Below are 18,054 nucleotides of genomic sequence, written 5' to 3' on the forward strand. Positions count from 1 at the left end.
TGCTGCAACTATAGCTTCTTACTTAGGTCAAGTGTCTGAAGGAAATTATAAGGAGGCTTTTGCTACTGCGCTAAACTATGGGGCTGGCTTAATGGCTGGTGAGTTTGTAGCAGGTTTTATAATTGGAATGGGAGTTGGTGGGCCTGCTGGTGCTGTTGTTGGCGCAATTGTAGGTGCTGCAATTGGATTTAGCTTAGATCAATCAGAGGTTGTTAAGGGGCTGGGGCGTAGTTGGTATGATAAAATTAGAGAAAATAATGCTGATTTGCCTCCTTGGGAGGATGCCTCAAAATTTATACCATCAATTAATAAGGAACGGGAGCTACTTAAGAACCGTATTCCTGCTGTAAATGGTTTTTGGGACCCCCAGGCTCAGCAATGGGCTGATTTAACCAAAAACCTTAACCATGCCGGCACCTACCGCGTCTACGACCCGCTGATCCTCGATCTGGACGGCGATGGCATCGAAACCCTGGCCAGTAACCGTCAGGGCGGCGCGATGTGGGATCACGATGGCGACGGCATCCGCACCGCTTCCGGCTGGGTCAAGTCCGACGATGGCTTCCTGGTGCTGGACCGCAACGGCAATGGTCTTATCGACGACGGTTCCGAATTGTTCGGCGACCGAACCAAGCTGGCGAATGGGGAGCTGGCCAAGAATGGCTTCGCCGCGTTGGCGGATCTGGACAGCAATGGCGACGGCAAGGTGGATGCCGCCGACCAACAGTTCGCCGCGCTGCGGGTATGGCGCGACCTGAACGGCGACGGCGTCAGCAGCGCCGACGAGCTGTTCACTCTGGAGCAATTGGGCATCAAGGCTTTGAACACCGGTTTCAGCAATAGCAATCAGGCGCTGAACGGCAATAATGTGCTGGTGCAGCAGGGCACTTACGTCAAAGCGGATGGCGGCAGCGGCCAGATGGGCGACGTCAATCTGGCGTTCGATCCCTTGCACAGCCGCTATCAAAACCCGGTGCCGCTCAATGACACGCAGAAAGCCTTGCCGACGCTGCAAGGCTATGGCCGTTTGCGCGAACTGCGCGAGGCCGCGGCCTTGTCGCCGGCTTTGGGCGCGCTGTTGACCCAATACCAACAGGCGGATACCCGCAAACAGCAGATGGACCTGCTGCCGCAGCTGCTGCTGGAGTGGGCGAAGACTGATCCGCAGTGGAGTAATGACGAAGGCTTGTTTTCAACTGTCTGGGCGCCGGCGCCTGATGGATCCACCGCGGTGACGCCGGGTCAGTTGCCCAGTTTGAACTGGAACCTGAACAATGAAACCTTTGACGCCACGCCGCTGAAAATCCTTTACGCCTTTTCCGGCGAACCAATCCAGAAAGTCTATCTGGCCAGCCGCGCCGAGTATGAGCGGGTTGTTGCCGCGGCCAATGCTTTGCAAGACCAACTGTTCAAGGCTTTGTTGCCGCAAACTTTGTTGAAGCCCTACCTGGATCAGATTGAATTGAAGTTTGGCGGCAAGGGCATTGTGCTTGATTTCGCCAAGGTGGATATCGCAATGGGGCGTCGTATCGACGCCAACTGGCGCGAAGCGATGCTGGACATTAAAGATCTTCAACAAACCTCCGGGATGCAGGAGTGGAATTGGCGTCAGCATTTGAGCCATCTGGCGGCGAGTAGCGGCTATTCCGATGAGTTCATGAGCACCGCCAGCGCAATGTGGCAAATCAATATTGTTGCTGGTGCGGGGCAAGTAAACGGCAGCGGCGCGAATGACTGGGTGATAGGGGGCATTGGCAACGATACGTTGAACGGCGGCGACGGCAACGATGTGCTGGAGGGCGGCGACGGAGACGACGTGCTGAATGGCGGCATGGGAACGGACACGCTGCGTGGTGGCGCCGGCAATGACGTGTTGACGACAGACTGGTCGTATTGGGACAACACGTTTGAAGGCGGGACCGGCGACGACACGATAACGGGCAGCTATGCCCGCGACACCTATTTGTTCAATCTGGGCGATGGCCGTGATGTGATCACCGACAATGCGGGGAGCTACCGCAACCATGCCGACTGGGATGCCAACTACCGCGACGAGCTGCGCTTTGGCTCGGGCATCCGGGCGGAGGACGTCAAAACGGTCAAGGATGGGAATGACCTGCTCTTCCTGGTGGGCAGCGGCGGCGACAGTGTGCGGGTGAAGAACTGGTTTGCCGACAAGGCGTACTGGATCGAGCGGGTGACTTTCGCCGACGGCAGCGAGTGGAATGCGCGGCAGATCACCTATGAGCAGGTGCTGGCGGGAGGCAGCGGCAACGATACGCTGTCGGTGGTGGCGGGCTCCTCGGCTTTGCTGCAGGGAGGGGCGGGCGACGATGTGCTCAATGGCTGGAATGGCAACGACACCTTGTTGGGCGGGGCGGGCAACGATACGTTGAACGGTGGCGACGGCAACGATGTGCTGGAAGGCGGCGACGGCGACGACGTGCTGAATGGCGGCATGGGAACCGACACGCTGCGGGGTGGCGCCGGCAATGACGTGCTGACGACCGACTGGTCGTATTGGGACAACACGTTTGAAGGCGGGACCGGTGACGACACGATAACGGGCAGTTATGCCCGCGACACCTATTTGTTCAATCTGGGCGATGGCCATGATGTGATCACCGACAATGCGGGTAATTACCGCAACCATGCTGACTGGGATGCTAGCTTCCGCGACGAGTTGCGCTTCGGCTCCGGCATCAACGCCGATCAGCTCTGGTTCCGCCGCAGTGGCGATAGCCTGGAGCTGTCCGTTATCGGCTCGGATGACAAGGTGACGGTCAATCATTGGTTTGCCGACAAGGCCTATCAGATCGAGTTGATCAAGACCGGCGATGGTAAGACGCTGGCGGCCAGCCAGGTACAGGCCTTGGTGGACGCGATGGCGGCCTTCAATCCGCCGGCTGGCGGGCAGTCCGCTTTGCCGGCGGATTACCAAGCCAGTTTGCAGCCGGTGTTGGCCAGCAGCTGGCATTGAGCCGATACGGCGAGCCGGCCCCGCGGGGCCGGCTTTTTTCATGTGCTCAAGACAGCGCGCCTTCCTGGCGCAGCACCTGTTCCAGCGCGGCGAAGCAGGCGGGGTCGATGGCGCTGCCCAGGTGTCGGCGCATGATGTCCAGCGTTTGCGGCGCGGGGGTGGCCGGGTGGTAGGGGCGTTCCGCGTTGATGGCGTCGAAGATGTCCGCGGCGGTGATGATGCGGGTTTCCAGCGCGATGGCGTCGCCGGACAGGCCGCGCGGGTAGCCGCCGCCGTCCGGGCGCTCGTGGTGGGCGCCGGCCACCCAGGCCAGTTCGGCGAAGTGTTCGATGCGGCCCAGAATGGCCTCAGTGTAGCCGGCGTGGCGTTTGACCGCTTCCCATTCGTTCGCCTCCAGCTTGCCGGGCTTGTCCAGTATGGTGTTGCTGACGCCCAGTTTGCCCACGTCGTGCAAGAGCGCGCCGCGTTTCAGCCAGCGCCGTCGCTCCAGGCCCAGTTCCAGCTCCGCGGCGATCTGGTCTGCGTAATGGCCCACCCTTTGGCTGTGGCCGGCGGTGAACGGGCTTTTGGAATCCACCACCTGGCCGAAGCCTTCGGCGATTTCATCCAGATAGTCCTCGTCCAGCGGCACCGCGTATTGGGCCGGCTCCAGCCTCAGCACCGCCTGGTCGATGTCGTCGGCTTCCAGCTGCCGCCAGAAGTCCGGCCGGGTCGCCACCCGGCGGAAGGCGGCCACCAGTTCCGGGTCGAACCATCCGCCGGCGCGGCGCAGTGCTTGGTCCAGCGCCGCTTGGCGGCCGTGGGTGATGTGGAACACGTCTATCACCTGAGCCAGCAGAGCGATGCGGGAGTTCAGCGGGATGGTGTCGCCGCGTAGGCCCAGCGGCCTGCCGGAGCCGTCCCAGTGTTCGTCCAGCGATTGGATGCCGCGCGCCACGTTTTCATTGAAGCGCAGCTGGCGGGCGATGTCGGCGCCGCGGTGGCAGCGGGTGTTGATCAACTCGTCCGCCATCGCCTTGCCATGGCGCAGCACGTTGAGGATGGAGGCCGCGCGCCGCGCCCAACCCGCGCTGTGGGTGCCGGTGTTCTTGAATACGAAGCCCAGCATTTGCGGCAGGCTGGCGCCCACTTGCTTGAAGTCCTGTTTGAAGCTGCGGTCATCGGTTTGGTACAACTCGCTGATGCGCGCCGCATTGCTGCTGCAGCCCAGGTCCTTGAGCAGGATGGCGTAGTACAAATCCCATAGCCGCTGCGGCGGCAGATCGATGTATTGGCCGATATGCATGCCTATCCAGCAGCTGCGGATGCAGTGGCCCTCGGGCTGGCCTTCGGTGATGTCCAGCGCGTAGCTGAGCGAGCTGATCAGTTCGGACAGCTTCAAGGTGGCGGCCATGGGCGCTCCACGGGGTTGAGGCGGGCAGGGAGACTGCGGGAACCTATTTGGAGCCGCTCACAAAATTTCGCAGAGAACCTGAGGCAAGTCGGTACAACGCGGCATCAGGGTTTTTGTGAGCGGCTCTTACCTTCTTTATCCTCGGCGGAGCGCGTTTTTTCAATCCCGCCGCGCCGGCGTGCGCTCGCGGCTCAGCCGCGAGATGGTGTCCACCAGCCGCGCTTCGATGTCCTGGCCCAGCGGCAGCCGCTCGCTGGCCAGCTCGGCTAGCCGCGGATGGGAGCCCACCTGCACCGAGTGGCCGGCCTCCAGGAACATGCTGACGTCGTTGCTGTCGTTGCCGAAGCAGATCAGTTCCTCGGCGGCGATGCCGCATTGGCGCAGCGCCGTCATCTTGCTAACGCCGGTGGCGGTGATGTCGAAGATCTGTTCGTCGGAGTGGTGGTGTAGTTCCACACCGGCGTGGGCGTCCAGTTCCCGATGCAGGCCGGGGACGTCGGCGCAGGCGGTGATCAGCAATTTGGCCGGCTGGCGGATGTGTTCGGCGCCGACGCGCTTGGCCAGCTTGCCGGGGTCCACCTTGCTGAGGAAGGGATGGCTGGCGTCGCCGCTGTAGTGGTAGTCCCAACACAGGTCCACCAGGTAGGACGCTGCAAAGCGCTGCGCCAGTTGGGTGATGTCGGCGAACACCGGGTCCGGGATGGGGGTCAGCCGGCGCAGCTGACCTTGCTGATGGCTCATCGCGCCGTTGGCGCCGACGATCAGCGTGTCGTGAAAACGGGTGTCCAGCAAGGGCAGGATGTCGCGGTAGGGACGGGCGGAGGCGAAGCCGAGCTGGTGGCCGTGCCGGCGCAGGCTGTCCAGCGCGTCCTGGATGGCCGGGCTGATGGTTCTGCCGTTGAAGCAAAGGGTGCCGTCGATATCGAAGATGAAGTGCATGGGGTCTCGCTACGGGAAGGTGGGCGGCTGGCAAGGGCCGCCATTTTATGATGTTTGTATTCCAACTGTCTTGTTGGGTCGAGTGAAACGGCCGCGCCAAACTGGCGGGCCTTGGACTTGTGAATACCGGCACTTGTCCGCATTGTCAGTGAGTGACCCTATGAAAACTGGAGAGTGCCGCGCATGAGCCAAAACATTTGCCTGGAACCGTTGACCGCCGCCGATTTTTCCGCCCTGGCCGAACTGGCCGGCGAGATCTGGCATCAGCATTTCATCAGCATGATCAGCCGCGAGCAGATCGAATACATGCTGGCCGGCCGCTATGTCCCTGAGAAGCTGTCCGCTTATCTGGACGCGCCGGATCGCTGGTTTGGGCTATTGAAGCTGGATGGCCGGGTGGTGGGCTATTGCAGTTACGCGCTGACGGCGACGCCGGGCGAGATGAAGCTGGAGCAGCTGTATTTATTGGCGGAGACGCGCGGCCGCGGCCTGGGTGCTTATATGCTGGACGCGGTGGAGCGGGCGGCACGGCAGCGCGGCTGCCATACCCTGGTCTTGACGGTGAACAAGCACAACGCCGGCGCCATCGCGGTGTATAAGCAGCGTGGTTTTACCTTGCGGGAGCAGGCGGTGTTCGACATCGGCAACGGCTTTGTGATGGACGACGATGTGATGGAGATGCGGCTGGCTTGAAGGCTGTTGAGCAGTCTGCAAGAGTGGCCAATTGCAAGGCGCAAGGCATCAAGCCTTGCGCCTTTTCCGTTCAGCGGCCGGTTCAGAACCGCATGGTCCCGCTACGGGTCTCCTCCTGCCACATTGCCTCCAGATAATTATGGTACTTGTCGGCAATCCAGGCGGCCGCCAGACACAGGCCCTTGAGCTGCGCCAGATCCGGGCGCGGCAAATCCAGCGCTTCCAGGCCGTTGGCCAGCGCGTCCGCGGTTTCTAGTTTGGAGAGAGGGGCAGCGGGGATGGAATGTTTATCCATGATGAACGCCTGACATGGCGTTCCGGGGTCACTTTAACGGTGCGTTCGGAATAGGACTGAGAAGCCGCGACTGACGAGCGCGGGTTTCGCCTGACAGGTGTGTTCAGCACCATGGCGGAATCTAGCAGCGTGCTAGAGGACGGTCAATGCCGCGGGGCATTGCCGGCCGTGTGGAATTGCCGTGTTGGACTTGTCTGGATTAGTTTGTCTTTGCGCGCAGCCCATCCTGGCGGCGCTGTTGTTTGGGGAGGCAAACATGAATCCTTGGCTATTGCTGACGTGTTCCATTGCCGCGGAGGTGGTGGGCACGCTGCTTCTGAAGGCGTCTCATGGGCTGACGCGGCTATGGCCCACCCTATCGATGGGCGTGTGTTATCTATTGGCGATCTGGCTGATGGGCTTGGTGAGCAAGAAGCTGGAAATCGGCCTGACTTATGCGGTATGGGCTGGGGTGGGCACGGCCGCCACCGCCTTGCTGGGGGTGTGGATTTTCAACGAGGGCGCTTCCTTGATGAAGGTGCTGGGTGTGGGCTTCATCGTTGTCGGCGTGGTGTTGTTGAATTTGAGCCAGAGCGCTTGAGGGGTGGGAGGCGTAGCAAGGGCAAGCCGCCGAGCTTGCCCTTGTCGTGTCAGGAAGCGCTTAGGTGCCGCAGAAGGTCCGATACCCTTGTGCCACTTCCGGCGCGGCCGGCAGTGTGTAGCGCTCCAGGCCGGCGCGTTCGGTGAACGGTTGACGCAGCGCATCCAGCAGCGCCAGCGTCGGGCCCATGTCGCCGTGGTCGCTGGCGGCGGCCAGCGCTTCTTCCACCAAGTGGTTGCGCGGGATGTAGAGCGGGTTGGCCTGGCGCAGCGCGGCGGCGCGTTCGGCGGCGGCTTGCGGTTCGGCGTCCAGCCGCTGGCGCCAGCGCGTCAGCCAGGGCGCGGCGGCGGCCGGGTCGTTGAAGAGCTGAGTCAGTGTTTGGTCTTGGCCTTCGGCGGCGTCGGCCAGCCGGCGCCAGGCCAGGGTGTGGTCGGCGTCTTGGCGCGCCAGCAGCGCCAGCCAGTCTTCGGCCAGCTCCTGGTCGATGTCCTGCGCCTGGCTCAGGCCCAGCTTGCGGCGCGCCTGTTGCAGCCAGTGGGTCTGGTAGCGCTCGGCGAAGTCTTCGATGACGGCGGTGGCCGCCGGCACCGCGTTCTTGGGTTCGTCTGGGTCCAGCAGCGGCAGCAGGGTTTCCGCCAGCCGGGCCAGGTTCCATTGGGCGATGGCCGGCTGGTTGCCGTAGGCGTAGCGGCCGCCGCTGTCTATGGAGCTGAACACGGTGGACGGGTGGTGGACGTCCATGAAGGCGCAGGGGCCGTAGTCTATGGTTTCGCCGCTGAGCGCCATATTGTCGGTGTTCATCACGCCGTGGATGAAGCCGGCGTGCATCCAGCGGGCGATCAGTTCGGCCTGGCGTTCCGCCACCGCTTGCAGCAGCGCCAAATAGGGTTGCTCGGCGCAGGCCAGTTCGGGGTAGTGGCGCGCCAGGGTGTAATCGGCCAGCCGACGCAGCATGTCGCGTTCGCCGCGGAGGGCGAAGTACTGGAAGGTGCCGACGCGCAGGTGGCTGGCGGCGACGCGGGTCAGCACCGCGCCGGGCAGCGCTTGTTCGCGGTAGACGGTTTCGCCGGTGGCGGTGACGGCCAGCGCGCGGGTGCTGGGGATGGCGAGCGCGTGCATGGCTTCGCCTATGATCAGTTCGCGCAGCATCGGCCCCACCGCGGCCTTGCCGTCGCCGCGGCGCGAGAACGGAGTGCGGCCGCTGCCCTTGAAGGCGATGTCGCGGCGTTGGCCGTTGCGGTCCATGACTTCACCCAGCAGCAGCGCGCGGCCGTCGCCCAGCGACGGCGACAAGCCGCCAAACTGGTGGCCGGCATAGGCTTGGGCCACCGGCTTGGCGCCAGCGGGCAGCGTGGCACCGGAGAAGGCGGCGGCCAGTTCGGCGGCGTCGGCCTGGCCGCTGTCCAGGCCCAGTTCTTGCGCCAGCTCGGCGTTCCAGTACAGCAGGGTCGGCGCGGGCGGGCGTTCGGGCTGGACCGGCGCGCAGGCGTCGGGCAGGTCGCGGGCGTAGCTGTGGTCGAAGTCGATGCGGATCATGGCGGGCTCGCTGGGCGGGATATGGGATTGAGACGCCGGCGGCGGGGCAAAGTGCCCGGCCGCCGGCCGGCAAAAAGCCGCCCGTAGGCGGCTGGGTTTAACGGCTGCGGCCCTTGCCGGCCGGTTTGCTGCCGGGTTTCGCGGGCTTGCCGCGTCCGGCCGGCGCTTGGCTGGCCCCGGGCTTGGCCATGGCTTTGGCCTGCGCAGGCTTGCCGCGCTGTCCGTGACCGGCGGGGGCGGCGGCGCGCTGGCCTGGGGCCTTGTTGCGCGACAGCGGCGCACCCATGCGGTGGCGCACGGCGGCGGCCTTGTCGCCCGGCGGCGTCGGCGGAATCAGGCAGTGCTTGCTGTGGCCGATCAGGTCGCTACGGCCCATCTGGATCAGCGCGTCGTGGAGGATCTGCCAGTTGTCCGGGTGGTGGTAGCGCAGGAAGGCCTTGTGCAGCTTGCGGCGGTAGCCGTCGCGCACCACGTCCACTTTTTCCGAGCTGCGGCTCAAGCGCTTCAGCGGGTTGCGGCGGGTGTGCCACATGGTGGTGGCCATCGCCATCGGCGTGGGGGTGAAGGTTTGCACTTGGTCCAGGCGGAAGTTGTTCTTCTTCAGCCACAGCGCCAGGTTCATCATGTCTTCGTCGCTGGTGCCGGGGTGGGCGGCGATGAAGTAGGGGATCAGATACTGTTCCTTGCCGGCCTGACGGCTGAAGCGTTCGAACAGTTCCTTGAACTTGTCGTACGCGCCCATGCCCGGCTTCATCATCATGGACAGCGGGCCGTCCTCGGTGTGTTCCGGGGCGATCTTCAGATAGCCGCCCACATGGTGCTGCACCAGTTCCTTGATGTACTCGGGCGAGCGCACGGCCAGGTCGTAGCGCAGGCCGGACTGGATGTTGATCTTCTTCACGCCCGGCAGCGCGCGCGCCTTGCGGTAGAGCTGGATCAGGTGACTGTGGTCGGTGTTCAGGTTTTCACAGATGTCCGGGAACACGCAGGACAGCTTCCTACAGGAGCGCTCGATCTTCGGGTCCTTGCAGGAGAGGCGGTACATATTGGCCGTGGGGCCGCCCAGGTCCGAGATGTGGCCGGTGAAGCCCGGGGTCTTGTCGCGGATTTCCTCGATTTCCTTGAGGATGGATTCCTCGGAGCGGCTCTGGATGATGCGGCCTTCGTGTTCGGTGATGGAGCAGAAGGTACAGCCGCCGAAACAGCCGCGCATGATGTTGACCGAGTACTTGATCATTTCCCAGGCCGGGATGTTGGCGTCGCCGTAGCTGGGGTGCGGATTGCGGGCGTAGGGCAGGCCGTAGACGTGGTCCATTTCCTCGGTGGTCAGCGGAATGGGCGGCGGGGTCAGCCACACGTCGCGCTCGCCGTGCATCTGCACCAGCGCGCGGGCGTTGCCGGGGTTGGATTCCAGGTGAAGGGTGCGGCTGGCGTGGGCGTAGAGCACCGGGTCGTGGGCTACGGCCTCGTAGGCCGGGATGCGGATCACGGTCTTGGCGCGTTCGGCGCGGCGCTTGGCCAGGCGTTCTTCGCGGGATTCTATGCGAATCACCTGCGGCTTGGACGGGTCCTGATCCTTGGTGGCTTCGGCCGCCTGTTCCGGGATTTCCTGGTAGGGATTGAGGTGGGCATCCACCTTGCCCGGCAGGTCCACCACGCTGGAGTCCATTTCCTGCCATTCTTCATCCGGGCGCCAGCCGTGCGGCGCGATGAAGGCGGTGCCGCGCACGTCGCGGATCTCGCTGAGCTTTTCGCCCCTGGCGGCGCGGTGCGCCACTTCCACCAGCGCGCGCTCGGCGTTGCCGTACAGCAGCAGGTCGGCCTTGGAGTTGATCAGCACCGACGGGCGCACTTTCTCGCTCCAGTAGTCGTAGTGGGCGATGCGGCGCAGGCTGGCTTCAATGCTGCCCACCATCACGCCCACGCCGGGGTAGGCCTCGCGGCAGCGCTGGGCGTAGACGGTGACGGCGCGGTCCGGTCGCTTGTTGGCCGCGGCGTGCGGGGTGTAGGCGTCGTCCGAGCGCGGGCGGCGGTCCGCGGTGTAGCGGTTGATCATCGAGTCCATATTGCCGGCGGTGACGCCGAAGAACAGATTGGGCTTGCCCAGTTCGCGGAAGGCGTCCGCGGAGTGCCAGTCCGGCTGGGAGATGATGCCCACGCGGAAGCCCTGGTCTTCCAGCAGCCGGCCCACCAGCGCCATGCCGAAGCTGGGGTGGTCGATATAACCGTCGCCGGTGATCAGGATGATGTCGCAGGAATCCCAGCCCAGCTGGTCCATTTCGGCGCGGGTCATCGGCAGGAACGGGGCGGGGCCGAAGCGGCTGGCCCAGTACTTGCGGTAGGAGGTGATCGGTTTGGCGGCGTGTGCGGTCGTCATGCTGGCAATGGACTGAAGTTCGAGCAACCCGACATTATGCCATAGTTGCGCCTTGCTTGTGGAATAAGCGCTTGTTTTTTATTGGGAATTGCCTTGGTTGCAGTAGGGTTTTGCCGGAGGGGAGGTTTTGCTTATCAAAATCAAGGCGCTGCGCGTCCTGGTCGCAGGAACGGGACGCCGGGGTTCCCGCATGACATTCCCCTGCCGCAGGCGTATCCTAGCGGCCCATTCGCCAGGCCGGAAACGGCTTGCCGAGCGGCCGCCATGGCGCGGCCGGAGGAGAGAGGCAGGTAAAGCCGGGCCGGCCTGGGCGTCAGTCCCTTATATCCGCAGCTCCTTCCGCGAGGGAAATCATTGTTTTAGGTAGGAGCTCAATATGACGAGCCAGATCGTATTGGTGGATGAGGCGGCGCAAGGCCGCTATGTGGATGAATTGGAGCAGGGCAAGGTTTTGTATCTGCCCCGTTTCGATTTCAAGTTGCTGGCCGAGGAGGAGCGCTTGCTGGACCCGGTCATCGCCGATCCCAAGCGCAAGAACATCAGCCTGGAGCCGGACAACGGCGCCTTGCATGGTGTGGCGGGCGGCGCGGCACGAGAGGCTGAGGTGCGCGGCTTGATCTCGCGTTACCAGCGGGCCGCCGCGGACCTGGCCGCGCGATTGTTGCCGGAATATCAGGGCAAGCTGCGCGCTGCGCCCACCAGCCTGCGGTTGATGCGAGTGGAGAACCGCCGGACGTCCTGGCGCAAGGACGACAGCCGGCTGCATGTAGACGCGTTTCCGTCCCGCCCCAATTACGGCGAACGCATTCTGCGGGTGTTCTGCAACATCAACCCGCATGGCGAGCCCAGAGTGTGGCGGGTGGGCGAGCCGTTTACCGATATGGCGCGGCGCATGCTGCCGCGGGTGCCGCGGCAATGGCCGGGTTCGGCGGCCTTGCTGGCGGCCTTGAAGATCACCAAGCGCAAGCGCAGTGCTTACGATCACATCATGTTGCATCTGCACGACGCGATGAAGGCGGATCTGGATTACCAGCGCCAATGTCCGCAGGAAACCATGCCGTTTCCGCCCGGCTGCGCCTGGGTCTGTTTCTCCGATCACGCGTCTCACGCGGTGATGTCCGGTCAGTTCATGCTGGAGCAGACTTTCTGGCTGCCGGCGGCGGAGATGGCGCAACCGCAACAGTCGCCGCTGGCGCTGTTGGAGCGGTTGTCGGGCAAGGTCTTGGTGTAAGGCGATGAAACGGGAAGCGGACGAGGCCGGTCCGCTCCCAGCGGTGGCGAAATCGGTTACAATCTTCGATTAGTCATAATCGCACTGCACAAAACAATGAGCACGGAAAACAACGCGCCGGTTGTCAGCAATTTCATCCGCAACATCATTGACGAGGACCTGGCTTCCGGCAAGCACAGCGGCATCGTCACTCGCTTCCCGCCGGAGCCCAACGGCTACCTGCACATCGGTCACGCCAAATCCATTTGCCTGAACTTCGGCCTGGCCGATGATTACAAGGGCAAGTGCAATCTGCGCATGGACGACACCAATCCGGAGAAAGAGTCCGACGAGTTCGTGCAGTCGATCAAGGACAGCGTGGAGTGGCTGGGCTTCCACTGGGCCGGCAACGTCCGTTTCGCCTCCGATTATTTCGAGCAGCTTTACGGCTACGCGGTTGAGTTGATCCAGAGCGGCAAAGCCTTCGTCTGCGATCTGAACGCCGAAGAAATGCGCCAGTACCGCGGCAGTCTGACCGAGCCGGGCAAGAACAGCCCGTTCCGCGATCGCGGCGTGGAAGAAAACCTGGACCTGTTCGCCCGCATGCGGGCCGGCGAGTTCCCGGACGGCAGCAAGACGCTGCGCCTGAAAATAGACATGTCTTCCGGCAACGTGAACCTGCGCGATCCGGTGATCTACCGCATCCGCCGCGCGCATCATCACCGTACCGGCGACGCGTGGTGCATCTATCCGATGTATGACTATACCCACTGCATTTCCGACGCCATCGAGGGCATTACCCACTCCTTGTGCACGCTGGAGTTTGAAGACCACCGCCCCTTGTACGACTGGGTGCTGGACAACATCAGCATCGGCTGCCATCCGCGCCAGTACGAGTTCTCGCGGCTGGAACTGTTGTACGCGCTGACTTCCAAGCGCAAGCTGCAGGCGCTGGTTCACGACGGCCTGGTGAGCGGTTGGGACGACCCGCGCATGCCGACGGTGGAAGGCATGCGCCGCCGCGGCTTCAGCCCGGCCGGCATCCGTCTGTTCGCTCAGCGCATCGGGGTGTCCAAGGGCGAGAACATCATTGACATGAGCGTGCTGGAAGGCGCGGTGCGGGAGACGCTGGAAAACGACTCTCCGCGCGTGATGGCGGTGGTGAAACCCTTGAAAGTGACGTTGACCAACTACGACGCCGCCGTGACCGCCAGCCGCAGCGCGCCCTTTCATCCGCATCATCCCGAGTTTGGCGAGCGAGAAGTGCCGATTGCCCGCGAAATCTGGATTGAACAGGATGATTTCGCCGAGGTGCCGCCGCCCAAGTGGCAGCGCCTGACCGCCGGCGGCGAAGTGCGCTTGCGCTACTCCTACGTGATCAAGTGCGAGGAAGTGGTGAAGGACGCCGCTGGCGAGGTCATTGAGCTGAAGTGTTCGATCGACCACGACACCCTGGGCAAGAACCCGGAAGGCCGCAAGGTCAAGGGCGTGATTCACTGGGTGTCCGCCGAACACGCGATCCAGGCCGAAGTGCGCTGGTACGAGCGTCTGTTCACCGAGCCGCGTCCGGACGCGGTGCGCGGCGAAGACGGCGAGTATGTCGATTTCCGCCAGTTCCTGAACGGCGAATCGCTGAGCGTCGTCACCGCCTACGTCGAAGACGCGGTGTTGAAGGCCGAACCGGAGTCCCGCTTCCAGTTCGAACGCCTGGGCTACTTCGTCACCGACCGCCACGACCACCAGGCCGGCAACAAGGCGGTGTTCAACCGCACCGTGGGCTTGAAGGACAGCTGGAGTAAATAAGCGCCGGCGCCTGGCTGGGCGCTTTGCGTATCCGGCCAGCGTATGACTTCCAGCAATGGCGGGCCCGCGAGTCCGCCATTTTTGCGGCTTGCGCAAGCCGCCGCATGCATAAGAACGAGGATTAACGATGAAACTGTCCGTGAAACCGCTTGCCCTGTCCCTGCTGGCCGCCGGCCTGCTCTCCGCCTGCGCCGCCACGCCTGGCAAGGGCAATTTCGTTGAAGACAAGACTTACAAAATCACCATCCTGCACACCAACGACCACCACGGTCGTTTCTGGCCCAATAGCGACGGCGAATACGGGCTGGCCGCGCAAAAGACGTTGGTGGACCAGGTGCGCGCCGAGGTCAAGGCCGACGGCGGCTACATGCTGCTGCTGTCCGGCGGCGACATCAACACCGGGGTGCCGGAATCCGATCTGCAGGACGCGGAGCCGGACTTCCGCGGCATGAGCCGCATCGGCTACGACGCGATGGCGGTGGGCAATCACGAGTTCGACAAGCCGGTGCCGGTGCTGATGAAGCAGCGTCAGTGGATCAACTTCCCCATGCTGTCCGCCAATATCTACCAGGACGGCAAGCGCCTATTCGATCCCTACGCGATGTTCAATCTGGGCGGGGTGAGAGTGGCGGTGCTGGGCCTGACCACCGACGACACTGCCAAGATGGTGAACCCGGAGCAGGTCAAGGGCATCGAGTTCCGCAGCCCGATCGCCGAGGCCGGCATGCTGGTGCCGGAGTTGCGCCAAAAGGCCGACATCGTCATCGCCGCCACCCATATGGGCCATTACACCGACGGCCAGCACGGCGTGAACGCGCCGGGCGATGTGGAAATGGCGCGCGCGGTGAAGGGGCTGGACCTGATTGTGGGCGGCCACAGCCAGAACCCGGTGTGCATGAAGGCGGAGAATCAGCGCGACGACGCCTACGTGCCGGGCACTCCCTGCGCGCCGGATCGTCAGAACGGCGCCTGGATCGTGCAGGCGCACGAGTGGGGCAAATACGTGGGCCGCGCCGATTTCGAGTTCCGCAACGGCAAGCTCAAGCTCTCCAAATACCAGTTGATGCCGGTGAATCTGAAAAAAACCGTCAAGGGCGAGGACGGCAAGGAACGGAAAGTGCCGTATACCCAGCTGATCGAAGAAGACGGCAAGCTGCGCAACTTCCTGCAAAGCTATCAGAACAAGGGCCAGGCGGCGCTGGATGTGCCGGTGGGCCGGACCAGCGCCAAGCTGGACGGCGACCGCGGCGTGGTGCGCAGCCAGCCCACCAATCTGGGCGTGTTCGTCGGCCGGGTGATGATGGACAAGGTCAAGGCGGACTTCGCCGTATCCAACTCCGGCGGCATCCGCGATTCGTTGCCGGCCGGCGCGATCAACTACCGCGATGTGTTGAAGGTGTTCCCCTTCGGCAGCACCCTGGCCTACGTGGACCTGAACGGCCGGGAGGCGCTGGACTACTTGAAGACCGCCGCGAGCATGACGCCCGGCGCGGGCGCCTTCGGCCAGTTTGCCGGCGTCAAGCTGCGCATTGTCGGCGGCCAGTTGCAGCAGGCGTTGATCGGCGGTCAAGCTATCGATCCGGCCAAGACTTACCGGATGGCGATCAACAGCTTCATCGCCGCCGGCGGCGACGGCTACCCGCTGATGAACAAGCATCCGGGCTACGTCAACTCCGGTTTCGTCGACGCCGAGATGCTGCGCGAATACATCGCCGCGCATTCGCCCATAGACGCCGCGGCTTATGCGCCCGGCGACGCGGTGACGCGCAACTGAGCGCGATTTTCCGTTAAGAACCTGTTTACGATCTGCTGCGCGTCGTGAAACGTGGCTCGGTGAGTGCAACTTCGAAATGCTCATGTACCGTGTGTACACTCCGCTTTCTCAGCTGTTTTCGCCTTGTCTCACCTTAGCTCGCGAGATCGTAAACACGTTCTAATACGCGTCAAACCGCAGCCCAGGCTGCGGTTTTTTCTTGCTGGCCTTTGGGTCCGGTGAATATGCGGGCGCGCTTGCCTACGGTAATGGAGGCAGCGGCCGCTGATGACGGCGGTCGCGAGTTGGACGTTTGAATCCTTAGGAGAACGATCATGGCACAACAAGGCGTATTCACCCTTCCCCCGCGCATCAACTTCGGCGTGACCGCGTTGACCAATGCGGCTTATCAGCAAAACATCACCGTGTACGTGGACAACGAACCGCGCGCCACCTTCAGCGGCAGCGGCGTGGACGACCGCAACCTGGGCACCCGGGTGATCAATTCCGGTTCCGGCGCGGTGCGGATCGCGGTGACGGTGAACGGCAAGCAATCTGACCTGGTGTCCAGCCAAGTGGTGCTGGCCAACCGCCTGAACCTGGCCTTGGTGGGCGCGGAAGACGGCGCGGATCAGGATTACAACGATTCGATCGTGGTGTTGAACTGGCCGCTGGGTTAAGCGGGTCCGGCGAATGAACAAAGCCCCCTCGCGGGGGCTTTATCGTTTCAGTCTTCCAGCGTTTCGTGGCTGGCGGCCTTGCCTTCGCGCCAGTAGCTGGCGGCGCGGATGCGGCTCTTGTCTATGCCGCGCTCCTCGCGCAGATGCACGCGCACCGCGCGGATGGCGTGGTATTCGCCGGCGGCCCAGACAAAGCCTTCCCCCGCCGGCAGCGCCAGTTGCTTGAGCGCGGAGAGCAGCGCCGGTTCCGAGTCGGCGGCGTCCTGATGCACCCAGCGGATGTCGGCGTTGGGGTGGGGCGGCAGTTCGCAGCGCTCGTCCGCCTCGCTGGTTTGCAGCAGAGCCACGACCTTGGCCGTGGGCGGCAGTTCGGCCAGGCGGCGGCGGATGGCCGGCAGCGCGGATTCGTCCCCGATCAGCAGGTGCCAGTCGAAGTCCGCCGGGATGACGAAGGAGCCACGCGGGCCGCCTATGCCCAGGTATTGGCCGGGCTTGGCCTGAGCCGCCCAGCTGGTGGCGGGACCGGCATCGTGGAGCACGAACTCCAGGTCCAGTTCCTGCCGTTCCGGATCGAAGCGGCAGGGGGTGTAGTCGCGCGCGGTCGGGCGGGGCTGGCCTTCGGGGTAAATCAGGGTTTCGTCCACCAGCGTCGGCAGCGCGGGTTTGCCGTCCGGGTGTTCGGGGAAAAACACTTTGAGGTGGTCGTCGAAGGAGGCGGTGGCGAAGCCTGCCAGCTCCTCGCCGCCCAGGGTGACGCGGAGCAGTTTGGGGCCGAGCGAGCGGATGGCGCGCACTTGCAGCAGGCGGAAGCGCAGCGGATGGCGCAGGCGTTGCACGGTCAGTTCGGGTGTGGTCATCGGGTGTCCTGTCTTGAAGTCGTGGCTGGGCGCGTGGGGTTAGAGCCGCTAACAAAACCGCGCAGCGTACCTGAGCCAAGGCGCACCGACGCAGGCAGTACAAGTGGTACGACAAGGAGGCGCAACGCAGGATCAGGGGTTTTGTTGGCGGGTCTTAGCCGGTGTCGCCCAGAATTTGCTCACAGGCCTGCCGCAGAATAGCGGCGATGCGGCGCTGTTCGTCCTCGTCTACGTTGGCGGTTCGCATCAGCGCTTGCTTCAATTCGCCGCGGGCCCGGGTCAGTTCCGGAATCCAACTGCCGACGGCGTCGTCCGGCGGCGGCATTTCCCCGGTCAGCGCGCGGCGGATGGAGTTCATCTTGCGCGCGATGTGCTGCAGCCGCGCCATCATCCATTCCACTTGTTCGCGGTTCTGTTTCAGATAGTCGCGGCCGGCCTCCGTCAGCGCATAGCATTTGCGCTTGCCTTCCTCGCTCACCGAGATATGGCCCAGTTCTTCCAGGTAGGTCAGCGCCGGGTAGACCATGCCGGGGCTGGGGCTGTAAAAGCCGTTGCTGCGGCTTTGCAGCGCCTTGATGAGTTCGTAGCCGTGGCTGGGACGTTCTTCCAGCAGAGTCAATAAGAGCAGTTGCAGTTCGTCGGAGCTGAATTTTCGGCCGCGGGTCATGCTTTCGTCGTCGCCGCCGCCAAAGCCGCCGAAACCTCCGTGTCGGCCATGGCCGCCGCCGTGGCCGTGTCCGGCCATGGCGTGGAGGCGATGGCGCGCGTGGCGTCCGCCCAGGCGGCGGTGGAGGGTGTCGAGGCGGTGAGGCATGGCGGCTCTCCTGAAGAAAATATATCTTAAGATATGTTTTTCGATATATAAAAGTCAAGTTGACGCTGCGGGATCCGTATTGGATTGTGGCGTTTTTGGCGCGAGGTAGGGGCGGTTAACAAAGAAAAACCGCCCGGAGGCGGC

General features: G+C 63.5%; 14 protein-coding genes and 1 pseudogene. 8 read left to right on the top strand and 7 right to left on the bottom strand.

Annotated elements, in window-relative coordinates:
• Positions 1 to 379 precede the first annotated feature (379 nt).
• Both HA052_RS28400 and HA052_RS28405 read left to right on the top strand, forming a co-directional pair.
• A pseudogene (locus HA052_RS28400) lies at positions 380 to 928 on the top strand (SPM autocatalytic domain-containing protein); the annotation flags it as partial.
• Between the two features lie 747 nt (positions 929 to 1,675).
• The gene (locus tag HA052_RS28405) at positions 1,676 to 2,980 is read left to right on the top strand and encodes a calcium-binding protein (RefSeq protein ID WP_501037522.1); all 1,305 of its coding nucleotides are present in this window, start codon (positions 1,676 to 1,678) and stop codon (positions 2,978 to 2,980) included.
• Positions 2,981 to 3,026: 46 nt separating this feature from the next.
• Here HA052_RS28405 and HA052_RS25270 read toward each other — a convergent pair whose 3' ends face one another.
• Together HA052_RS25270 and HA052_RS25275 are read right to left on the bottom strand one after the other, a co-directional pair.
• Positions 3,027 to 4,373 (bottom strand): HD-GYP domain-containing protein, encoded by a 1,347-nt coding sequence (locus HA052_RS25270; protein ID WP_166454140.1) that lies wholly within the window; start codon positions 4,371 to 4,373, stop codon positions 3,027 to 3,029.
• 159 nt (positions 4,374 to 4,532) lie between these two features.
• Positions 4,533 to 5,312: an HAD-IIB family hydrolase gene (locus HA052_RS25275; RefSeq protein ID WP_166454141.1), complete on the bottom strand. Its 780-nt coding sequence runs from the start codon at positions 5,310 to 5,312 to the stop codon at positions 4,533 to 4,535.
• 183 nt (positions 5,313 to 5,495) lie between these two features.
• Between HA052_RS25275 and HA052_RS25280 the strand changes: the two genes are divergently transcribed.
• Positions 5,496 to 6,005 (top strand): GNAT family N-acetyltransferase, encoded by a 510-nt coding sequence (locus HA052_RS25280; protein ID WP_166454142.1) that lies wholly within the window; start codon positions 5,496 to 5,498, stop codon positions 6,003 to 6,005.
• A gap of 82 nt (positions 6,006 to 6,087) precedes the next feature.
• Here HA052_RS25280 and HA052_RS25285 read toward each other — a convergent pair whose 3' ends face one another.
• Entirely contained in the window at positions 6,088 to 6,300 is a 213-nt protein-coding gene (locus HA052_RS25285) for a hypothetical protein (RefSeq protein ID WP_166454143.1), read from the bottom strand.
• A gap of 256 nt (positions 6,301 to 6,556) precedes the next feature.
• Between HA052_RS25285 and HA052_RS25290 the strand changes: the two genes are divergently transcribed.
• Positions 6,557 to 6,880 (top strand): DMT family transporter, encoded by a 324-nt coding sequence (locus HA052_RS25290; protein ID WP_166454144.1) that lies wholly within the window; start codon positions 6,557 to 6,559, stop codon positions 6,878 to 6,880.
• A gap of 60 nt (positions 6,881 to 6,940) precedes the next feature.
• Here HA052_RS25290 and HA052_RS25295 read toward each other — a convergent pair whose 3' ends face one another.
• Complete coding sequence (locus tag HA052_RS25295) at positions 6,941 to 8,416, bottom strand: protein adenylyltransferase SelO (protein ID WP_166454145.1); 1,476 nt, start codon at positions 8,414 to 8,416, stop codon at positions 6,941 to 6,943.
• A 97-nt stretch (positions 8,417 to 8,513) separates the two neighbouring features.
• Positions 8,514 to 10,793, bottom strand: a complete 2,280-nt coding sequence (locus HA052_RS25300; protein ID WP_166454146.1) for a YgiQ family radical SAM protein — start codon at positions 10,791 to 10,793, stop codon at positions 8,514 to 8,516.
• Between the two features lie 376 nt (positions 10,794 to 11,169).
• Here HA052_RS25300 and kdoO point away from each other — a divergent pair, with 376 nt between their 5' ends.
• From kdoO to HA052_RS25320, 4 genes are all read left to right on the top strand, one after another.
• Entirely contained in the window at positions 11,170 to 12,024 is an 855-nt protein-coding gene (kdoO, locus tag HA052_RS25305; protein WP_166454147.1) for a Kdo hydroxylase KdoO, read from the top strand.
• Positions 12,025 to 12,120: 96 nt separating this feature from the next.
• Positions 12,121 to 13,806, top strand: a complete 1,686-nt coding sequence (locus tag HA052_RS25310; protein WP_166454148.1) for a glutamine--tRNA ligase/YqeY domain fusion protein — start codon at positions 12,121 to 12,123, stop codon at positions 13,804 to 13,806.
• A gap of 127 nt (positions 13,807 to 13,933) precedes the next feature.
• On the top strand, positions 13,934 to 15,580 hold the full coding sequence (gene ushA / locus HA052_RS25315; RefSeq protein ID WP_166454149.1) for a bifunctional UDP-sugar hydrolase/5'-nucleotidase UshA: 1,647 nt from the start codon (positions 13,934 to 13,936) through the stop codon (positions 15,578 to 15,580).
• Positions 15,581 to 15,894: 314 nt separating this feature from the next.
• Positions 15,895 to 16,239 (top strand): fucose-binding lectin II, encoded by a 345-nt coding sequence (locus HA052_RS25320; RefSeq protein ID WP_019102018.1) that lies wholly within the window; start codon positions 15,895 to 15,897, stop codon positions 16,237 to 16,239.
• Positions 16,240 to 16,286: 47 nt separating this feature from the next.
• On the opposite strand, the gene HA052_RS25325 is transcribed toward HA052_RS25320, so the two are convergent.
• Both HA052_RS25325 and HA052_RS25330 read right to left on the bottom strand, forming a co-directional pair.
• Positions 16,287 to 17,096 (bottom strand): siderophore-interacting protein, encoded by an 810-nt coding sequence (locus tag HA052_RS25325; RefSeq protein WP_166454150.1) that lies wholly within the window; start codon positions 17,094 to 17,096, stop codon positions 16,287 to 16,289.
• A gap of 154 nt (positions 17,097 to 17,250) precedes the next feature.
• Positions 17,251 to 17,910, bottom strand: a complete 660-nt coding sequence (locus HA052_RS25330; protein WP_166454151.1) for a PadR family transcriptional regulator — start codon at positions 17,908 to 17,910, stop codon at positions 17,251 to 17,253.
• Positions 17,911 to 18,054: the final 144 nt, after the last annotated feature.

The organism is Chromobacterium fluminis (assembly GCF_011602385.1).
Lineage (GTDB): Bacteria > Pseudomonadota > Gammaproteobacteria > Burkholderiales > Chromobacteriaceae > Chromobacterium > Chromobacterium fluminis.